15 protein-coding genes are annotated in these 20,244 nt (G+C 41.4%); 13 read left to right on the top strand and 2 right to left on the bottom strand.

Annotated features, from left to right (window positions below; translation table 11 throughout):
* Positions 1 to 91: 91 nt before the first annotated feature.
* Positions 92 to 2,152 (bottom strand): signal recognition particle-docking protein FtsY, encoded by a 2,061-nt coding sequence (gene ftsY, locus MTF66_RS22960; protein WP_248528906.1) that lies wholly within the window; start codon positions 2,150 to 2,152, stop codon positions 92 to 94.
* A gap of 205 nt (positions 2,153 to 2,357) precedes the next feature.
* Here ftsY and rsmD point away from each other — a divergent pair, with 205 nt between their 5' ends.
* From rsmD to MTF66_RS22895, 13 genes are all read left to right on the top strand, one after another.
* A complete protein-coding gene (gene rsmD / locus MTF66_RS22955) occupies positions 2,358 to 2,963 on the top strand; it encodes a 16S rRNA (guanine(966)-N(2))-methyltransferase RsmD (RefSeq protein WP_138622326.1) in 606 nt (201 codons plus the stop codon).
* Positions 2,964 to 3,108: 145 nt separating this feature from the next.
* Entirely contained in the window at positions 3,109 to 3,324 is a 216-nt protein-coding gene (rpsU, locus tag MTF66_RS22950; protein ID WP_002957797.1) for a 30S ribosomal protein S21, read from the top strand.
* Positions 3,325 to 3,343: 19 nt separating this feature from the next.
* Positions 3,344 to 3,790 carry a GatB/YqeY domain-containing protein gene (locus tag MTF66_RS22945; RefSeq protein WP_008114877.1) on the top strand — a complete coding sequence of 149 codons (447 nt, stop codon included), beginning with the start codon at positions 3,344 to 3,346 and terminating at the stop codon, positions 3,788 to 3,790.
* A 160-nt stretch (positions 3,791 to 3,950) separates the two neighbouring features.
* The gene (dnaG, locus tag MTF66_RS22940; RefSeq protein ID WP_008114875.1) at positions 3,951 to 5,702 is read left to right on the top strand and encodes a DNA primase; all 1,752 of its coding nucleotides are present in this window, start codon (positions 3,951 to 3,953) and stop codon (positions 5,700 to 5,702) included.
* A gap of 124 nt (positions 5,703 to 5,826) precedes the next feature.
* On the top strand, positions 5,827 to 7,668 hold the full coding sequence (rpoD, locus tag MTF66_RS22935; RefSeq protein ID WP_010391796.1) for an RNA polymerase sigma factor RpoD: 1,842 nt from the start codon (positions 5,827 to 5,829) through the stop codon (positions 7,666 to 7,668).
* A gap of 71 nt (positions 7,669 to 7,739) precedes the next feature.
* Positions 7,740 to 8,621, top strand: coding sequence for a 50S ribosomal protein L11 methyltransferase (gene prmA / locus MTF66_RS22930; RefSeq protein ID WP_054202602.1), 882 nt, complete (start codon positions 7,740 to 7,742; stop codon positions 8,619 to 8,621).
* 281 nt (positions 8,622 to 8,902) lie between these two features.
* Positions 8,903 to 9,874: a tRNA dihydrouridine synthase DusB gene (gene dusB, locus MTF66_RS22925; RefSeq protein ID WP_010391792.1), complete on the top strand. Its 972-nt coding sequence runs from the start codon at positions 8,903 to 8,905 to the stop codon at positions 9,872 to 9,874.
* A gap of 19 nt (positions 9,875 to 9,893) precedes the next feature.
* Positions 9,894 to 10,184 carry a DNA-binding transcriptional regulator Fis gene (gene fis, locus MTF66_RS22920; RefSeq protein WP_002957804.1) on the top strand — a complete coding sequence of 97 codons (291 nt, stop codon included), beginning with the start codon at positions 9,894 to 9,896 and terminating at the stop codon, positions 10,182 to 10,184.
* Between the two features lie 224 nt (positions 10,185 to 10,408).
* A complete protein-coding gene (purH, locus tag MTF66_RS22915) occupies positions 10,409 to 11,995 on the top strand; it encodes a bifunctional phosphoribosylaminoimidazolecarboxamide formyltransferase/IMP cyclohydrolase (protein ID WP_138622328.1) in 1,587 nt (528 codons plus the stop codon).
* A gap of 109 nt (positions 11,996 to 12,104) precedes the next feature.
* Positions 12,105 to 12,923, top strand: a complete 819-nt coding sequence (locus tag MTF66_RS22910) for a class I SAM-dependent methyltransferase (protein WP_075169883.1) — start codon at positions 12,105 to 12,107, stop codon at positions 12,921 to 12,923.
* A gap of 14 nt (positions 12,924 to 12,937) precedes the next feature.
* A complete protein-coding gene (gene purD / locus MTF66_RS22905) occupies positions 12,938 to 14,221 on the top strand; it encodes a phosphoribosylamine--glycine ligase (RefSeq protein ID WP_054202604.1) in 1,284 nt (427 codons plus the stop codon).
* A gap of 93 nt (positions 14,222 to 14,314) precedes the next feature.
* Positions 14,315 to 16,855 (top strand): EAL domain-containing protein, encoded by a 2,541-nt coding sequence (locus MTF66_RS22900; RefSeq protein ID WP_138622332.1) that lies wholly within the window; start codon positions 14,315 to 14,317, stop codon positions 16,853 to 16,855.
* A 21-nt stretch (positions 16,856 to 16,876) separates the two neighbouring features.
* On the top strand, positions 16,877 to 17,692 hold the full coding sequence (locus MTF66_RS22895; protein ID WP_010391775.1) for a DUF2797 domain-containing protein: 816 nt from the start codon (positions 16,877 to 16,879) through the stop codon (positions 17,690 to 17,692).
* Here MTF66_RS22895 and MTF66_RS22890 read toward each other — a convergent pair.
* A complete protein-coding gene (locus MTF66_RS22890) occupies positions 17,665 to 20,193 on the bottom strand; it encodes an EAL domain-containing protein (protein ID WP_171043262.1) in 2,529 nt (842 codons plus the stop codon). The genes MTF66_RS22895 and MTF66_RS22890 overlap by 28 nt on opposite strands.
* Positions 20,194 to 20,244: the final 51 nt, after the last annotated feature.

Here is a 20,244-nt window from a genome sequence, read left to right as displayed (position 1 = left end):
TTTTATTATTGCCAATTTATTGTTAGCCTTAGGCTCTAAATAAAATGGTATTCCTCGCAATTAAAAAGGGAGCAGGCTCCCTTTTGGTAAATTAAGCGTCGTCCTCATCTTGACTAAATAGCGCGTCAATAAAGTCATCGCTCTTGAAGGTACGTAAATCATCAATACTTTCACCTACGCCAATGTAACGAATAGGAATATTAAACTTATCGGCAACGGCAAAAATAACCCCACCTTTAGCAGTACCATCAAGCTTTGATAATGTGATACCTGTTAAACCTACACATTGATTAAATAGGTTTACTTGGCTAATTGCATTTTGGCCTGTACCAGCATCAATAGTCAGCATCACTTCATGAGGTGCATCAGGGTCTACTTTTTTCATTACACGGGCTATTTTTTCAAGCTCTTGCATTAAGTTATCTTTATTTTGCAAGCGCCCTGCTGTATCAGCAATTAACACATCGACATTACGTGCTTTTGCAGCTTGAAAAGCATCAAATACTACCGATGCACTATCAGCACCTGTATGTTGAGCTATTACCGGAATGCTGTTGCGTTCACCCCATACTTGAAGCTGCTCTACCGCTGCAGCTCTAAAAGTATCACCGGCAGCAAGCATGACCGACTTACCTTGATTTTGGAATTGCTTGGCCATTTTACCAATGGTGGTGGTTTTACCTACGCCGTTTACCCCTACCATTAAAATAACAAAAGGTTTTTTATCTGCTGGTATTTCTAAAGGCTGCTCTGCTGTTTTTAGCATAGTTGCCATTTCTTGTTTCATAAGCTCATAAAGCGCATCGCCATCTTTAAGTTGCTTGCGATCGGCTGCATCAGTTAAGTTATCAATGAGCTTCATGGTGGTATCAACACCGAGATCAGCAGTAAGTAACTGAGTCTCTAGCTCTTCAAATAACTCATCGTCAATTTTTTTACCGCTAAAAATTGACGAAAAACCAGAGCCAATATTAACTCGAGTTTTAAGTAAGCCTTTTTTGAGACGAGAGAAAAAGCCTTCTTTTTTAGGTTTCTCCGCTTTCTTTGCTTCTTCCTCTGCAAGCTCTGCGGTCAGTCGCTGTTGCTCTAGACGCTCAGCCTCTTCTTCAGTTGCAATACGCTCTTGCTCTAAACGCTCATTTTCAGCTTGCTCTGCTGCAATACGCTGTTGTTCTAAATGCTCACTCTCTGCTTGCTCTGCTGCAATGCGCTGTTGCTCTAAACGTTCATTCTCTGCTTGTTCTGCTGCTATGCGTTGTTGTTCTAAGCGCTCATTCTCAGCTTGCTCTGCTGCAATACGCTGTTGCTCTAAACGCTCATTCTCAGCTTGCTCTGCTGCAATACGCTGTTGTTCTAAGCGCTCATTCTCAGCTTGCTCTGCTGCAATACGCTGTTGCTCTAAACGTTCATTTTCAGCTTGCTCTGCTGCAATGCGCTGTTGCTCTAGACGCTCATTCTCAGCTTGTTCAGCCGCGATACGTTCTTGCTCTAACAACATTTTCGCTTCTTGTTCAGCTAAACGTTTAGCTTGCTCTTGTCTTTGCTGCTCTGCATCCGCCTGTTGTTTAGCTAATAGCTCAGCGTTAGCTTGTTCAATCGCTCGTTTTTCTGCCTCCGCCGCGCGTTGTGCTTGCGCCTGTGTCTCTTGCTCTAAACGTTCAGCTTCTGCTTTTTCAGCTGCTATACGCTCTTGCTGTAACAACATTTGCGCTTCTTGCTCTGCTAAACGTTGAGCTTGCTCTTGTCTTTGCTGCTCGGCATCTGCCTGTTGTTTAGCCAATAGCTCAGCGTTAGCTTGTTCAATCGCTTGTTTTTCTGCTGCCGCAGCGCGTTGTGCTTGCGCCTGTTTTTCTTGCTCTAAACGCTCTGTCTCTGCTTTTTCGGCAGCTATTTGTTGTTCGGCTTTTTCAGCTTGCTCTTGCGCTAAACGTTCTGCTTCAGCTTGTTCAGCTGCAATTCGGGCTTGTTCTAAACGTTCGGCTTCAGCTTCAGCTTGTAAACGCTCTGCCTCGGCTTTCTCTGCTGCTAAGCGCTCCTGTTCGGCTTTTTCTGCCTGCTCGTTTGCCAATGCTTGTTGTTTATCAGCTTCTGCTTGTTTTTTATCTGACTTGCCAAAACCGAGCCACGACATGAATTTACTTTTTTTTGCCATACTTGCTAATAACCACTTATAAAAATCTGATAAACTAACGATAATGATAGCGTGCTTTTAAGCCTAAATAATTGCTTTTTAGCAACACGTTATCCTCGAGGGTGCATAATAGTAACACTTTTAGCGCAGTTGAAAAATGACACGCCGTGATATGATTGCAATATTATCTGAGCTAGATCATAGATACCAATTTTTAGTGAGTTAAATGAGAAAAAAAATCACACCAAATAACACCACCCATAAATCAGTCGATGGCGTTATTAGAATCATTAGCGGCCAATTTCGCGGTCGAAAACTGCCAGTAAAAGACGTTCAAGGCTTGCGCCCTACAACCGACAGAATAAAAGAAACAGTATTTAATTGGTTAATGCACGATACCCTCGATGCGCGCACTCTCGATTGCTTTGCCGGTTCCGGAGGTTTAGGGTTCGAAGCGCTATCTCGCTTTGCTAAAAACACCACATTTTTAGAGCTTGATCCGTTAGCAGCAAAACAGCTAACGCAAAATGTTGCCACCCTTAATGCGCAAAATGCACAGGTACTCAATACTAATACCCTGACCTTTCTTGAAAGCAGAAACACCAATGACACATTTAATTTAGTTTTTATTGACCCGCCATTTCGCAAAAATTTAGCCCAATCATGCTGTGATTTATTAGAAAATAATCAATGGCTCGACCCTGACGCACTAATATATGTTGAAGTAGAAACCGAGTTAACTTCGTTTAAAGCACCTAATAACTGGTTGTTAATAAAAGAAAAAAAAGCTGGGCAAGTTTTTTGCAGGCTATACCAACGGCATATAAATTAGCACTGTTTTAGCCGTCGGGTTTCTGTTAATATTATCCTTTACATGTGGTGTTGCTTCGGATTACAATACCGCACCATTTTTGAACCACTTGATCAATGTTTGATCAACTTGAGCAACGCTCATAATTTAGGTAGGTGAATTTTTAATGCCAGTAATTAAAGTAAGAGAGAACGAACCGTTTGACGTAGCACTTCGTCGCTTCAAGCGTTCATGTGAAAAAGCAGGTATCCTTTCAGAAGTTCGTCGTCGCGAGCACTATGAAAAACCAACAGCTGAGCGTAAGCGTAAAAAAGCAGCTGCTGTTAAACGTCACATGAAAAAACTTTCTCGTGATAACGCTCGTCGCGTTAAATTATACTAATATATTAGGTCTTGTATAAATGAGCCTTTTAATAACGCTAAAAGATGCGCAAAAAGATGCGATGAGAGCCAAAGACAAACAACGTCTTAACCCAATTCGTATGGTACTTGCTGCAATCAAGCAACGTGAAATTGACGAGCAAATAACACTAGACGACGCAGGTATTACCTCCGTTATAGTGAAGCTTGTTAAACAACGTCGCGACTCTTACACTCAGTATAAAGATGCTGGGCGTGATGATTTAGCTGAAATTGAAGCCAATGAGATTACAGCACTTGAAGCTTTTTTACCTCAACAATTGAGTGAAGAAGAAATCATTGCTCTCATTGACGCGGCTATTGCTGATACTAACGCAGCAGGTATGCAAGACATGGGTAAAGTAATGGGTATAATCAAAAGTAAAGCCGAAGGTCGTGCCGATATGGGCAAAATCTCAGGTTTAATTAAGCAACGATTAACTGCCTAATACTCCCACATACATTAAGTATGATTGAAGTAAACCGAGCCTTGAGCTCGGTTTCTTCGTTTAGAGCACTTCAAAAAAATATGCATTTGTGTTCCAATCTCTGCGTATTATAATTCGCTTTTAACACTTTTATATTTACCTTAGGGCTGTACTTTAAACAATGGCTGGAAAGATCCCACGCAACTTTATCGATGATTTATTGGCACGAACCGATATTGTCGACCTGATTGACTCAAAGGTAGGGTTGAAAAAAGCGGGCAAAGACTATCAAGCTTGCTGTCCTTTTCACAATGAAAAATCGCCTTCGTTTACTGTATCGCAAGATAAACAGTTTTATCATTGCTTTGGCTGTGGCGCTAACGGCAATGCTATTTCTTTTGTTATGGAATATGACAAACTTGAGTTTGTTGATGCAATTGAAGAGCTAGCCAGTTTACTTAACCTAGATGTTCCTCGCGAACAAGGAAGTAGTAATGGCCCAGAACGCACCGCAGCACAAAAACGTTCAGACTACGATTTAATGCTCCATGCAGCGCGTTTTTATCAACACCAGTTAAAACATCATAGTAATTCTGAAACAGTAATAGATTATGTAAAAGGTCGCGGCTTAAGCGGCGCAACAGTTAAAAAGTTTATGATGGGCTATGCGCCCAGCGAATGGGAAGGCCTCTGCCAACAACTCGGGCGAAACCAAGAGCAAAAAGAACAATTAGTTGAGCTAAAGCTCGCATCTGAAAAAACGCCAGGTAAGCAATTCGATTTTTTCCGTGATCGTTTAATGTTTCCTATTCGTGATAAACGCGGTCGCGTAATTGCTTTTGGTGGCCGTGTAATGCAAGCAGATCAGGGGCCAAAATATTTAAACTCTCCTGAAACACGAATATTCCACAAAGGCTTTGAACTTTATGGCCTTTATGAAGCAAAACAAGCACACAAAAAGCTCGATCATGTACTTATAGTAGAAGGTTATATGGACGTCGTTGCGCTGGCTGAACAAGGCATAGAATACGCAGTTGCCGCACTCGGCACAGCGACAACCAGCGAGCATATGCACACCTTATTTAGAACCACCGACAAAGTTATTTGTTGCTACGACGGTGACCGTGCAGGTAAAGATGCCGCGTGGCGTGCACTGGAAAATGCACTTCCTTACTTAAACGATGGCAAAGCACTGCATTTTGTATTTTTACCCGATGGTGAAGACCCTGATTCACTTGTACAACAAGAAGGTAAAGAAGCTTTTGAGCAACGCCTTGAAAACGCCGATGACTTCACTAAAGTGCTGTTTAATAAACTAAGTAAAGAGATTGATTTAACGCTCGATTCCGGTAAAGCTAAGTTACTCAGTGCAGCACTGCCATTAATTGAAAAGATCCCAAGTGAGTTCTATCAAGAAAATATCTTGGAGCAACTTGGGCGTTTAATTGGTCGCACCCGTGAGCAACTCAATAATCACTTAAAAACACCAAAACAGCAGCAAGCAATTGAACGTAAATTTAAAATTACACCGATGCGCCAAGCGATAGGCATTTTAATTCAGCATCCTAATTTGGCGAAAAGCGTGCCCTACTTGCCTGATTTAGCACAAATGAATATTGCAGGAATCGGCTTATTATTGCGCTTACAACATCAAGCGTTACAAAAAGATGGCATTACCACTGCACAAATTCTTGAATCATTTAGAGATACTGATGACTATGAGCCATTAACTAAGTTGGCTACATGGCAACATCAAATAAATGAAGAGCGTTTAGAGACTGTTTTTCAAAATACTTTTAAATTTATTGAAGATCAGTGTTTAAATTATCGACTAGAGACCCTATTAATAAAAGACAAGACACAGGGCTTAAATAGCGATGAACGACTAGAATGTCATTTGCTAATGACAGCGTTAAAAACGACTAACGGCTAGTCAGATTTGATTTAGGCTGTTATACTGTGCTATTCACTGCGTCACATTATTCTGGTTAGCCTTTGAGCAAACTCCATGATGGCGCCTGTTGTATCAACTTATCAGAGTGGAAGAAACAATCTCTATGGATCCAACTCCTCAGTCACAATTAAAACTTCTGATTCAAAAAGGTAAAGAGCAAGGTTACTTAACTTTTGCAGAAGTTAATGATCACCTTCCACAAGATATTATCGACTCAGATCAAGTAGAAGATATCATTAGCATGATTAATGACATGGGTATCAAGGTTAGCGAAAACGCGCCTGATGCTGATGAATTAATGATGCAAGAAACCACGACAGACGAAGACGCAGCGGAAGCTGCCGCTGCAGCCCTTGCTACTGTAGAAAAAGAAATCGGCCGTACAACAGATCCTGTTCGCATGTACATGCGTGAAATGGGTACTGTTGAACTTCTTACCCGTGAAGGCGAAATAGTTATCGCTAAACGTATTGAAGAAGGCATTAACCAAGTACAGATTTCGGTTGCTGAATACCCAGAAGCGATCACTTACCTACTTGAACAGTGGGATAAGTTTGAAGCAGAGGAGATGCGCCTTAGCGACATTATCTCTGGCTTTTTCGATCCTGATGCAGACGAAGCACCACCAATTGCTGCCACTAACATTGGCTCTGAATTAAGCGAAAAACAGCTTGATGACAGCGACGATGATGATGACAGCGATGATGAAGACGAAGAAGAAGTAGATACAGGTCCAGATCCTGAAGAAGCGCGCATCCATTTCGAAAACTTACGTGACTTATACACTAAAGCACGTGAAACATTCGATAAGAAAGGTCGCTCTCATCCAGAATCTCAAGCCGCTATTTTAGAAATTGGTGAGTTGTTCAGAACCTTTAAACTTGTGCCAAAACAATTTGACCGCATGGTTAATAACATGCGTGAAATGATGGACCGAGTTCGCGTTCAAGAACGTCTTATCATGAAGCATGCAGTACAAGTTTCAAAGCTTCCAAAGAAAACCTTTGTTAAGCACTTTGCAAACAACGAAACTGACACAGCATGGCTTGATATTGAAATTGCAGCTAACGAAAAGCATTCAGCTAAACTTGAAGAAGTGAAGCCTGAAATACTTCGTTGTATTAGCAAACTTTCTTCAATGGAAGAAAGTACTGGCTTAAGCATTGAGCGTATTAAAGATATAAACCGTCGCATGAGTATTGGTGAAGCGAAAGCGCGCCGTGCTAAAAAAGAGATGGTAGAAGCGAACTTACGTCTGGTAATTTCAATCGCTAAAAAATACACCAACCGTGGTTTACAGTTCTTGGATTTAATTCAAGAAGGTAATATTGGTTTGATGAAAGCGGTTGATAAGTTTGAATACCGTCGTGGTTATAAGTTCTCTACTTATGCTACGTGGTGGATCCGCCAAGCAATTACTCGCTCTATTGCTGACCAAGCAAGAACGATCCGTATTCCAGTACATATGATTGAAACGATCAATAAATTGAACCGTATTTCACGTCAAATGTTACAAGAAATGGGTCGTGAGCCAAATCCAGAAGAATTAGCTGAACGCATGATGATGCCTGAGGATAAAATCCGTAAGGTACTTAAGATTGCAAAAGAGCCAATTTCAATGGAAACACCGATTGGTGATGATGAAGATTCGCACTTAGGCGACTTCATTGAAGATACGACTATTGATTCGCCTATCGATTCGGCAACAATGGAGTCTCTTCGTGGCGCAACTAACGATGTGCTCGCTGGCTTAACTGCCCGTGAAGCGAAAGTACTGCGTATGCGTTTTGGTATTGATATGAATACCGACCACACGTTGGAAGAAGTAGGTAAGCAGTTTGATGTAACACGTGAGCGTATTCGTCAAATTGAAGCGAAGGCACTACGTAAATTACGTCACCCTTCTCGCTCTGATTTACTGAAAAGCTTTTTAGACGCTAAATAATCTAGCGTTACATTATGAGTTAACTCAAAAGGCCGCTGTAGCGGCCTTTTTTCTATTTCAAGGAAATAAACATGGCTTGGATCCAAATCCGTATCAATGCCAATGCTGCAACCGCAGATGCAGTTAGTGACTTATTAATGGAAGCTGGTAGTGCTTCTGTTACTTTTATTGATGCTAAAGACACCCCTATTTACGAACCCAAAATTGGCACTGTCGTTTTTTGGGCTGATACCACAGTAATTGGTCTGTTCGAAGCTAATCACGATATGAACGCCGTGGTTGCGTTATTAAAGCGCCATGATGAGCTCAAAGACAATTTAGTTTACAAAATCGAGCAACTCGAAGACAAAGATTGGGAACGTGAGTGGATGGATAACTTCCACCCTATTCAATTTGGCGAAAAACTATGGATTTGCCCTAGCTGGCGCGATATTCCAGATCCAGACGCAGTCAATGTGCTACTTGATCCTGGTCTTGCATTTGGTACTGGCACGCACGCCACCACCGCGCTGTGTTTAAAGTGGCTTGAAAGCCAAGACTTGAGCGGCAAAACGGTAGTCGATTTTGGTTGTGGTTCAGGCATATTAGGCATTGCAGCAATTAAACTAGGTGCAGAGCGCATGATAGGGATAGACATTGATCCGCAAGCGCTAGAAGCAAGCTTAGATAACGCTAACCGTAATGGCGTTGCTGACAAGCTTGAAGTTTATCTACCAGAAAACCAGCCTGAATTTACAGCCGATATTGTTGTGGCAAATATTTTAGCGCAACCTCTGCGTGAGCTTCATAGTGTGATTTTAGGATTATTAAAACCAGGCGGTAAAATTGCCATGTCGGGCATTTTAGAAGAGCAAGCAAAATCGGTTGCCGATATATATGCGCCCTTTATTGAACTTGATGAGATTGCCATTGAAGGCGACTGGACCCGAGTCAGTGGCATTAAAAAAGCATAATAGTGCGTTTTTAAAAGTTTAGAGTATTAACTCAAAAGTCGTTTCTAGAGCCTGTATTTAACAGGCTTTACTATTTTTTTACATAATAAAAAATAAAGACTTTTTATTATAAAAACAACGACCGTTCAAAATTCACACAAATAAACCGCTTCGTCATACGGTTATCAAATGTCAATACGAAAAGAGCAAAAAAAAGTCACTTTTGTTCAATTTATAGCCTTTGATTTTTGCGCAAAAAGCCGTAAACTTAGCGCCCCTTGAAAAGAGGCCTATTGAATATCGTGCGTATCGGTTCATACCAACTTGAGAATAATGTCATTGTCGCGCCTATGGCGGGCATAACAGACAGACCATTTAGACAGTTATGTCGTCGTTTAGGCGCTGGCCTTGCTGTGTCTGAAATGCTGTCGTCTAATCCGAAGGTTTGGAAAACCGAAAAGTCGATGAACCGAATGGATCATTCTGGTGAGTCGGGTATACGTGCGGTGCAAATTGCAGGAGCAGACCCTGAGCTTATGGCACAGGCCGCACAATTCAATGTTGCAAACGGTGCACAGATCATAGATATCAATATGGGGTGCCCAGCAAAAAAAGTGAACAAGAAACTTGCAGGCTCAGCCTTATTACAGTTTCCAGAACTCGTGGAAGAGATTATTGATGCCGTCGTTAATGCGGTTGATATACCTGTAACACTTAAAATCCGTACTGGATGGGATCAGGACAACCGTAATGGTGTAGAGATTGCAAGAATAGCTGAACGTTATGGCATTGCATCACTGGCTGTACATGGGCGCACGCGCGCATGTATGTACAAAGGTGATGCTGAGTACGCCACAATTAGGGATATAAAACGTTCAGTGTCGATACCTGTGGTTGCTAATGGTGATATTACATCACCTGAAAAAGCAAAGCAGGTTTTGGACTATACGGGTGCAGATGCCATCATGATTGGTCGAGCCGCCCAAGGTCGCCCTTGGATATTTAGGGAGATAGACCACTATTTGCGAACTGGTGAACATATGCAGCCACCTGCTATTGCAGAGGTGCGCAGTATTTTAATGGAGCATTTAACCAACCTCCATATGTTTTACGGTGAGCCAATGGGAGCACGAATCGCTCGCAAACATGTATCTTGGTATTTGCAAACCCATGACAGTGACGGTCAGTTTAGGCGAGTATTTAATGCGCTCGACAATTCCGAGGAACAGGTCGTCGCATTAGAGCAATACTTTAAAACACTAGCAGCTAACTAAGAAAGAAAGAGACTTTATAATGTTCGAACAAAACGTGACTTCTCCATTTATCACAAACCCTCATGTTCAGTCACACGAGAAACCGCAGCCATTGCGTGATGCAGTAAAAAAAGCTGTTCACCACTACTTAAAACAGCTTAACGGTCAAGATGTGCAAGACGTTTACGACCTTGTTCTTTCTGAGCTAGAAGCGCCATTGCTTGAAGAAGTAATGACTTACACACGTGGCAACCAGACTCGTGCGGCAATTTTACTAGGTATCAACCGTGGTACTTTACGTAAAAAGCTAAAAAAATACGGTATGAACTAATTGATGCCGTAATTGCTTTACCGCGCTTACTGATTCAATACACTGAGTGTTTTATAAAACACTCTTAAAAAAGCACCTTAGGGTGCTTTTTTTATCTGTAAAATTTATTAACGAAATTGCAAAATGCTCACGCTTTATGGGTCGTTATAAGTCGTTTTTTGAGTCGTAATCAGTTAAAATACGCGCTTCTAAGCTAGCTCATTAACTGAGGAAATCAAACTACAATGGATACACATCGTCCTATACGTCGCGCACTTTTGAGTGTGTCAGACAAAACCGGTATTGTTGAATTTGCCCGTGCACTAGAAGCACAAGGTGTTGAAATACTTTCAACTGGCGGCACTTGTAAACTACTTGCTGATAATGCGATTAAAGTTACCGAAGTATCAGATCACACCGGACACCCTGAGATCATGGATGGTCGCGTAAAAACCCTACACCCAAAAATTCATGGCGGTATTCTTGCTCGTCGTGGCCAAGATGAAGGCGTAATGGCAGATAACAACATTTCTGCTATCGACATCGTTGTAGTTAACTTATACCCCTTTGCGAATACTGTCGCTCAAGAAAACTGCAGCCTTGAAGATGCTATAGAAAACATCGATATTGGTGGCCCAACTATGGTGCGTGCAGCAGCTAAAAATCACAAAGATGTGACGATTGTTGTTAACGCAAGCGACTACGACCGTGTTATCAGCGAAATGCAAAATAACAACGGCTCAACGACTTACAAAACCCGCTTTGATCTAGCTATTGCCGCTTATGAGCATACAGCGCAATACGACGGTATGATTGCTAACTACTTCGGTAAAATGGTTCCTGATTACACAGAAGAAGCCGCTGAAGATACTAAGTTCCCTCGTACTATCAATATGCAATTCACTAAAAAACAAGATATGCGTTACGGTGAAAATTCGCATCAGGATGCCGCGTTTTATGTTGAAAACGACATCTCTGAAGCGTCAGTGGCGACAGCCACTCAACTGCAAGGTAAAGCATTATCGTTTAACAATATTGCCGATACCGATGCCGCACTTGAGTGTGTTAAAGAATTTGATGTACCGGCGTGTGTTATTGTAAAACATGCTAATCCATGTGGTGTTTCAATTGGCGAAAATATCTTAGAAGCATACGATCGCGCCTTTAAAACTGATCCAACGTCAGCGTTTGGCGGCATTATTGCTTTTAACCAAGAACTTGACGCAAAAACTGCACAAGCGATTGTTGAACGTCAATTTGTTGAAGTTATTATCGCACCAAGCGTGAGTGCAGAAGCCGCTCAAATAGTATCAGCTAAACAAAACGTACGTTTATTAGAGTGTGGTGAGTTCTCTGCTAAAGGCACAGGCCATGACATTAAACGCGTTAATGGCGGCGTTCTAATTCAAGACCGTGATTTAGGTATGGTAACGCAAGGCGACTTAACGGTTGTCTCTAAGCGCCAGCCTTCTGAGCAAGAACTTAAAGACTTACTGTTCTGCTGGAAAGTGGCTAAATTTGTAAAATCAAACGCCATTGTTTATGCCCGCGACGGTATGACTATAGGTGTAGGTGCAGGCCAAATGAGTCGTGTTTACTCAGCTAAAATTGCCGGTATTAAAGCCGCTGATGAAAACCTTGAAGTAAAAGGCTCGGTAATGGCATCAGATGCATTTTTCCCATTCCGTGATGGCATTGATGCTGCAGCTGCAGCAGGTATTACCGCGGTTATTCAACCGGGTGGTTCCATGCGCGATGAAGAAGTAATTGCCGCCGCTGATGAAGCCGGTATGGCAATGGTGTTTACGGGTATGCGCCATTTCCGCCATTAATCGCTTAAAGAGCTAACTGCTTCAGTTAGCTCTTTTTGTTTGCATCAAATTCACGTATTCTGCTTATTCTATAACCATGACTAACAATTATAATGTGAAGGATTAGACGATGAAATTTGCACTAAAATCTCTACTGGTTGCCACGCTGTCATTAAGTTCAACAATGGCATTAGCACACAACCATGGCCACGACTCAGCATTAACAAATGCAGTTAAAGCAAGCGAGCGCAGCAGTGAACGCGACCAATACCGCAATCCTGTAGAAACCCTCGAGTTTTTTGGCTTTAAACCAACAATGACTGTGGTAGAAATTGCGCCTGGCGGTGGTTGGTATAGTGAAATTTTAGCGCCAGCACTAAAAGAGCAAGGCACCTATTATGCCGCGCATTTTCCTGCTGATTCATCGGTAGGTTACTACCAACGTTCTCTTGCTGGTTTTAAAGCTAAAATCGCTGAAGATGCCCGCTTTAGTGACGTTAAACTTACTGAGTTTGCTCCTTCTACTCATTTAGATATTGCACCTGCAAGTAGCGCCGATATGGTACTTACTTTTCGTAATGTCCATAACTGGTTCATGAGTAAAGACAAAGACGCAGCAAGCAATGCGTTTAAGTCTTTTTATACAGCACTTAAGCCTGGCGGCACTTTAGGCGTAGTTGAACATCGCCTACCCGAAGAGCAAGCCGATGAAATGCAAAAGTCATCAGGTTATATGAAGCAGAGTGTGGTTATTGCACTTGCTGAACAAGCAGGTTTTGAACTTGAAGCAAAAAGCGATATTAATGCAAACCCTCTTGATACAGCCGATCACCCTAAAGGGGTATGGACCCTTCCACCGAGCCTTAGACTTGGCGAGCAAGATGCCGCTAAATATAAAGCCATAGGTGAAAGCGACCGTATGACGCTGAAATTTAAAAAACCGCTTTAAATAGGATATTCGCCATGAATGTATTAGTCATTGGCAGCGGCGGCCGCGAACACGCACTTGCGTTTAAGGCCGCTCAAAATACAAAAGTAAACACTGTTTATGTTGCTCCAGGTAATGCGGGCACAGCCCTTGAGCCAAAACTTGAGAACGTAGCAATTAACGTTGAAGATCTTGATGGGCTACTTAGCTTTGCACAACAAAATAATGTTGAGCTAACCATTGTTGGTCCAGAAGTGCCGCTAGTATTAGGTGTTGTTGATAAGTTTCGTGAACACGGCTTAGCTATTTTTGGCCCAACAGCAGGTGCAGCCCAGCTTGAAGGGTCTAAATCGTTCACTAAAGACTTTTTAGCACGTCATGCTATACCAACCGCTGATTACCAAACGTTTGAACAAATCGACCCTGCGCTTGCCTATTTAAAAGAGAAAGGCGCACCGATTGTTATAAAAGCCGATGGTTTAGCGGCAGGTAAAGGCGTGATTGTAGCTATGGATGAACGCGATGCAGAAGAAGCCATTCGCGATATGCTTGCGGGTAATGCCTTTGGTGAAGCTGGCAGCCGCGTTGTCATCGAAGAGTTTTTAGAAGGTGAAGAAGCGTCGTTTATCGTAATGGTTGATGGTGAAAACGTACTGCCATTCGCAACTAGCCAAGATCATAAACGTGCTTACAATGGCGATGCTGGCCCAAATACTGGCGGTATGGGCGCTTATTCTCCGGCACCGGTAGTGACTGATGAAATTCATCAACGCATTATGAATGAAGTGATTTACCCTACGGTAGAAGGTATGGCTAGCGAAGGCCACCCGTACACTGGCTTTTTATATGCAGGCTTAATGATAGATGACACCGGCACACCAAAAGTAATTGAATATAACTGTCGTTTTGGCGACCCTGAAACACAACCTATGATGCTACGTTTGCAATCAGATTTAGTTGAGCTGATTGAAGCTGCTAACCGTGTAGAGCTTGATAAAACTACCATTGAGTTTGATTCACGCGCTGCTGTAGGTGTTGTTTTAGCTGCCAAAGGCTACCCAGATAGCTACCCGAAAGGCGATGCGATTAGTGGCCTGAAAGTAACTTACCCTGAAGGCGAAAAAGTTTTTCACGCAGGGACTAAGCAAGATGGCGATAACGTAGTAACTGCCGGTGGTAGAGTATTATGTGCAACGGCACTAGGTAATACCGTTACCGAAGCGCAACAACGTGCCTATAAACTGGTTGATGAAATCAGCTGGGACGGCATGGAGTACCGTACAGATATAGCCTACCGTGCAATTGCTCGTGAACAATAATTATTGAGTTTTACTCATTAAACTTTATAAGCGCAGATTATCTGCGCTTTTTACTGCTACACTATAAAAAAACAATCAGGGCACAGGTTAATATTGGAATTTAAAACCTTGCGCTATCATGCGATAGCGGTCGTAATACTTATTTTTATCTTTTTTATTATCAGCACATTGGCAACAAACTTTGTGATGCCATCTCGCTATACCATAGATAAAATAACCCCTGTTTATCTTGATCATGCATATTACATAGACAAGAGTAAAACACAAAACTTCGCAGAAGTAATGAGCAATAAAGCGCAGTTTACACAGCAAAAATTTAACGATATTCCTTGGAGTTTTCAACAGCAAAATTATTGGTTACGCCTTGATTTAGAAAACAAAAGCAGTCAACAAGAAGATGTGGTGGCGCATTTTGATAATCCGATGGTGGATCACCTCACTATATATAGGCTCAATAGTAATAACCAGCTACTCGACACTTATAAGCTTGGTGATAAAGAGCCGCGTCTTACTTTATTTAAGTACAGCGTGCCCCATATTCGCTTTAAACTAGATGGTCAGTCTAAACAACAATTAGTCATAAAAATAGATACCGTGGGGATCAGTAAAACCCCAATTCACTTATATCGCCATACTGTATTTGTTGACTTAGTTCGCTCACAAACAGGCATTTGGGGAATTTTTGCTGGCGTACTATTAATGGCCTCGCTATATAACCTATTACTTTATTTTGGTATTAAAGACCGCGTATATTTAGTTTACATTGGCTACATTATTAGCGCTATTGCATTAATGGGCACCGTGCTGGGGTTTGGCTTTTATTTATGGCCGCTTGAATGGCAGTTATTTATTCACGAAAAAGTCATTGTGGTCAACTACACCATTGCGTTTTTTACCCTCGCCTTTTGCACACTGTTTTTACGTTATCATAAAGACGGTTGCTGGCGCTATAAATTAAGCATCGGCTTATTAAGACTGATGCTAGTTCTAGGGACATTGAGTTTTTTCATTCCTGAAAATATAGCCGCACCGATATTTTTTGTGATTTTAGGATCGCTCTATATTGTCTGCTTCATTTTAATTTACAACAAATTAAGAAGCGGTTTTCGTTGGGCTAAGTTTTACGTATTTTCGTGGGTGCCACTGATCATTGGCGCAGCTATCCAACCTCTAGAGCTCACAGGCGTTATTTCCTATAGTTTTTCAATACGCCATGCTTTTTTAATGGCCATTTTGTGTGAAATTGTCCTAATGGCAATGGCACTCGCTGATCGGATTCGTTATCAGCGTGAGCAAGCGCTATATCATGCAACACATACCCAGCAAACTAAGCTACTTAATAGCGCTAAACTAAAGTATGCCTTTATGGCACTTAAAGCCCAGCGACGCTCTACCACTTTATGCTTGGTGAAAATACGTCATTTTAACTCTCTAAATACCATTATCACGCCCTCGCAAGGGTATGAGCTAATTAAACATGTTGCTCACGAACTTGAATGCCAATTAAGCTTTGAACGAGAGTTTTTTCATCTCAACAATGGTATTAATCAGCCAGCTAAAATTGCTGATTTAGGCAGTGGCGTATTTGCCTGTATTTCCACTAAAAACCAGAGTCAGCATACGCTCGAAGAATTACTCAAACAGATCTTAAATAAGTTACCAAAAACATATCAAATTAAAGGTCTAGACTTACAACTTAATTACAGTGTTGGCATTAGTGGTTACGGTAAACGTGATGATTTTGAGTTTTGGTTAAAACGAGGCTATTTAGCATTACACGACGCTAAACATAGCCTAAGCAAAGTAAGCTCATCACTTGCGCATGATAACCTTACCATGGACGTTGCTCTTGCAGCCAAGCTACAGCAAGCGATAAGAGAGGATCAACTTGCCCTTTATTATCAACCACAAGTGAGCTTAGAGGAGTGCAGTATACATGGCGCGGAAGCCCTACTACGCTGGCCAGGTGCTGACTTTAAAAATATTTCGATAGAAAAGCTAATTATACTCGCCGAACACACTGGTATTATTAATGAATTAACAATTTGGGTTATTGAACAAGCCTGTAAAGACATTGCGAAGCTGGCATCCGATGGCATAAGCAATCATAGTATTAGTATTAATTTAAGTGCAAAAAATCTAGCCATTACTAATTTGACCGAAAAAGTAGAGAATATTTTGATTAAGTATCAGGTTGCTCCTCACTTATTAAAGTTTGAACTGACTGAGTCTGCTTTTGTCGAAAATCAAGATGCATTAGTCACCTTAGTTGATGAGCTTGCTACTTTGGGCGTTAAAGTAGTACTGGACGACTTTGGCACTGGTTATTCATCGCTTAGCTACTTGGTTAACTATCACTTTAGCGAACTTAAAGTAGATAAGTCATTCGTGTTTGATTTAACTGATAACCGTGCGCATCAGGTTATTGTGCAAACAGCCATAGATATGGCACATAATCTGGGCCTAACTATCACGATTGAGGGCGTAGAGACTCAAGAGGTTCATCAGCTACTTACAACAATGAACGCCGACCGTACTCAAGGCTACCTGTATGCCAAAGCACTCTCTTATGATAATTATTTAGACTTCTTAAAAAGCCAATACAGCCTAAAAATGTTAAACTCCCCTTTTTAACATCTTTGGGGCCAAGAAAAGATGCAAGGTACACTGCGTAAATTAAAGTCGAGCTTAACAGAGCCGGTTCAATACCACCTACCTATAGGTGATGAACTGGTTGATTTAAATGCCTTAATTGGCAAACAGCTGACCCTTACTTTTAGTGGCACAATTTTGTGCTCTAACTGTGGTAAAAAAACCAAAAAAAGCTATTCTCAAGGGCACTGCTTTGTGTGTATGCGCAAACTTGCCAGTTGCGATATGTGTATCATGAAACCGGAAACCTGCCATTACGACCAAGGCACCTGTCGCGAGCCAGAGTGGGGCGAAGAAAATTGCATGATCCCGCATTATGTTTACCTAGCAAATACCTCAGGATTAAAAGTAGGTATTACTCGCCATACACAAATTCCTACCCGTTGGATTGACCAAGGGGCAACCCAGGCCTTACCTATTTTTAAAGTGCAGACTCGTTTGCAATCGGGCTTAGTTGAAGTGGCGCTGGCACAGTTTATTGCTGATAAAACCAATTGGCGTAATATGCTTAAAGGACAAAACGACACGCTTGATTTAAAAGCAGCAGCCGCCGAACTTATTCCACAAATAAGCGAAAAGCTTACAGAGCTGAGTGAGCTGTTTGGCGCAACCGCCATTGAACAACTTGATGAAGACGTAGTAAACCTTGATTTTCCAGTTAGTGAATACCCAACTAAAATTAGCTCATTTAACTTTGATAAAAACCCTGTTGTTAGCGGTATTTTACAAGGTATAAAAGGTCAGTACTTAATTTTTGATAGCGGTGTGATTAATATTCGAAAATTCACCTCTTATGAAGTGAGCGTAGACTCAGAATAACCTTTTGCTGCTTGGTTATAAAATGCTATCCATTGCTGTCGTGTTAATGGATAGCAATAATGGTAACCCTGAATAATATTACAGCCTATCGTTGCTAAGTGTGTCTCTTGCGAGGCATGCTCAACTCCCTCAGCAACCACATCCAATCCTAAACTTGTCGCCATGGCTATAATCGCCGCAACAATTTGGCTATTGCCGTATTCATCAGGAATTTTCGCAATAAAGCTGGCATCTATTTTTAACGTATTAAAGGGCAGTTTGGTTAAATAGCTTAATGCCGAATACCCCGTGCCAAAATCATCAAGCGCAATATGTACACCTAACGTTTTAAGCTGTTGTAACTGTTCTTTTGCCTGTGAAAAAGAACCTATAAAGCTACTTTCGGTCAGCTCTATTTCAAGTAAACTCCCAGGTAATTGATAGCGATTAAGCATGACCTTAATGTTATCAGCTAACTTACCTTGGCTTAGGTGGCAAGCAGATACATTAATCGCCAAACGTCCGGGATTCATTCCTTGTGCTTGCCAAAGAGTTAACTCCTTACCGGCTTGGTTAATAACCCATAAATCGAGACGAACAACTAAACCTAACTCTTCAGCAAGCGGAATAAACTGCGCTGGCGAAATAGTGCCTAAATCAGGGTCTTGCCAACGCAGTAGTGCTTCAGCCCCCATAATCCCCCCTGTTTTTAAACACTGTTTAGGCTGAAAATAAAGCTCAAACTCATCATTTTCAAGTGCATGTTGAAAGCGGCTCATCATTGCCAAGCGCTCAAGGGAGCGGGCATTCATTGAGGGTTGAAACAACTGAAACGAATTACGCCCCACATCTTTTGAGCGATACATGGCAATATCAGCATGCTTTAATAATATTTCACTGTCTAAGCCATCATCTGGATAAACCGCTGCACCTATAGAGGCGGTAACACCCACTTCAAATCCTTCCAATTTAAAGGGAGTATTTAAGTGATTTAAAATACCCTCTGCAAGTCTGATAACAGCTGCTACGCTTTCAACCTCACACAAAACAATAAACTCATCTCCCCCTAATCGTGCCAGTGTATCTCCCTCATTGAGGGTGTTAATAATGCGCTCAGAGACTAATTTTAATAAGGTATCACCGGCGTTATGGCCCAAGCTGTCATTTACCTCTTTAAAACGGTCAAGGTCAATAAACATTACCGCTAGCATTTGTTTATCTCTGTGAGCAGAGGCCAGTGCCATAGAGAGCCTATCATTAAATAAGCGCCGATTAGGTAAACCGGTTAGTTCATCAAAATATGCTAGCTGCACTACTTTTTCTTCTGCACTCTTTCGCTCTGTTATGTCACTAAAAATAGCGGCATAAGTAACATCACTATGACTTGGCTCTTTTATTTCTATAATACTAAGCCACTCAATATAAATATCGCCAGATTTTTTACGGTTATGAATTTCCCCCTGCCATACGCCTGTTTTAGTCAGTGAATCCCACATTTTTATATAAAAGTTTTTATCATGACGTCCTGAACTCAACATATTAGGCCGCTTTCCTATCACCTCATATTCTTTGTAGCCGGTTAAATGAGTAAATGCAGGATTTACTTGCATAATCACTCCATTCGAGTCGGTGATCATGATGCCATCTAGGGAGGAGTCGATAATTTTATTGGCTAAAAATAAATTACGCTGTGAGTGCTGCAGTGCAATATCACGCTGCTGAAGTACCTTTTCAAGCTCACAACAATAAGCGGTTTCAATTTCATTAATTAAGTTTTCAAGTGATAATACGCCGTTAATTTGATTATTTTCGCTCACCACTAAATGCCGAATGCTACTTTCAGACATCAACCTGTAAGCATCAAAAAGGCTGTCTTGTGGGCTTATTTTATACAGAGGACGGCTCGCCAAATCCCAACAAATAAGATGATTATGCTGCTCGGTGATGAGTTTTAGTAAATCTCGCTGGGTAATAATGCCATGGATATTTTCATCTTCATTAAATACTAAAACAACTTTCTCGGCGTGTTCACGCATTAAGTTAACTGCATCATTGATGGCTAATGAACTTGGGACTACCCTAATATTTTTATTATATTGCTCGTTTATCGGTCTAAATTGCAGGTAATGCTCTAACCCTTGATTACTCACAATATCAGTAATACTAATCACCCCGCTTGGGTTATCATTCGCATCGGTTACCAGTAAGTGTCTTACGCCATGCTTATTAAACACCATGGCGGTATCGGTTAATAATTGCTGGCTGGGTACACTCAACACCGGGCTCGACATTACCTTTTCAATCATTATTTGTCTAAGTGTCAGATCAGAAAAGTTAAGCGTTAAGCAATCAGTTTCAGTCCACACCCCCACTATTTGCTGCTGATGTTTAACAAAAATAGCGCTAACATTGTGCACACGCATTAGTTTCACCGCTTCAATTAAAGGGGTATCCTTAGTACAGGCGATCACCTTATTGGTAAAAACATCGCATACTTTTTGATAGCGGCTAGTGTGGGGCATTGCTTTTACTTCCAAAATTAAACCAATGCACGATTATAAATTATTCAGTAA

Source organism: Pseudoalteromonas sp. 2CM39R (genome assembly GCF_023161845.1).
Note: the sequence above shows the minus strand (reverse complement) of the source record. Positions and strands in the feature narration are given on the sequence as shown.